This window comes from Glaciecola sp. MF2-115 (genome assembly GCF_047250385.1).
In the GTDB taxonomy this organism is placed as follows: domain Bacteria; phylum Pseudomonadota; class Gammaproteobacteria; order Enterobacterales; family Alteromonadaceae; genus Glaciecola.
The window spans coordinates 1-1,150 of the sequence record NZ_JBLBVM010000004.1; the positions used below are offsets into that span (position 1 = coordinate 1).

Annotated in this window: 1 protein-coding gene; it reads right to left on the bottom strand. The window is 43.5% G+C overall.

Annotation, left to right across the window (positions count from 1 at the left end; all coding sequences use genetic code 11):
• Window positions 1-1,079: IS4 family transposase (locus tag ACKLNX_RS00030; RefSeq protein ID WP_412970759.1), on the bottom strand; the 1,079-nt coding region annotated here is incomplete at its 3' end.
• Window positions 1,080-1,150: the final 71 nt, after the last annotated feature.

Here is a 1,150-nt window from a genome sequence, read left to right on the forward strand (position 1 = left end):
GCTATTTCGTGTCGGACAAGATTATAGGCAATTAGCATGCCGTATAACTCTTGATAGACGAGGTCGATTTTTTTACTTCTTAGTGTAATGGCCTTATTGAGCATGGACGTTTTAACTTCTCTATACCCCAATTCTATTTCCCAACGCTCCTTATAAAGCGCGATGATACCTGCTGCTGGATAATCATCGTGAGGTAAATTAGTCGCAAGTTTGACGGTAGTGCCATTGGCCGTTTTATAAGTCACAAGACGCATACCCCAGCGTTTAGGTAAGGTTTTGTCTTTTCGTCTTGCACTGCTTAAGTCGCGCTCAACCAAGTGGTCATTATCAGCATACGAATGCGTAACCCCATACTTGAGATCTTTCCTGATAGGGGTCACCCAGAAGCGACTATTTCCTTTGTTTTCCAACTCAAGTAAAAGCTTCGCGCAGTGATACAATTTATCCATGAGCAATACGCTGTTGTCAGGAACGCTTTCGAGCATTTTAGTCGTCTGAAATAGTTCGGACTCACGATATTCACCAGCTTCAGCGCGTAAAACAATATGACTTCGTACATTCATTAAACACGTGAGCTGCATGACGGGATAACCTGATTCAAACTCCCCACTGGTGTTGGCTGAGCCAAAATGCTCACGAAGCTCAGGGGTATCTTCTGTACGTAAGGTTGTACCATCGATCGCAAAGGGTTGTAGACCATGCCAATTATCATCCACATGCGTCTGCGATGCCCAGTGCTCAGCACTTTTTTCAAACAAGGCTTTCACTGGTTCTTTGCCTAACCGTTGCCTAGCTTCGCTAAGTGAACTCCTTGCTGATAACAAGCCATTGTCGAGGCCTTTAGATGTAAATGCCAGACGAGTCGCGACTTCCTGGATAGATTCATTTCGCAAAAGTGACATACCAACAACCAGACGAATTACTTGCTCTGGCGGGAGTTTTCGGCGCCTGAGAGTCACGTTTTGCGTCAGTGATAGTGCTTCCTCAAGCCACTCAATTGGCAACGAAGCATTGAATATGGCTACTCGTTCTTGGAGGTTTTCTTCTGAAAAAAGGTCGTAGAGTTGTTGTGCTAACATCTTTTTCTTTATGAAAATTTGAAAGCACTAGTTTGATCTCATTAATATCATAGTCAACATAAGTTTGAATT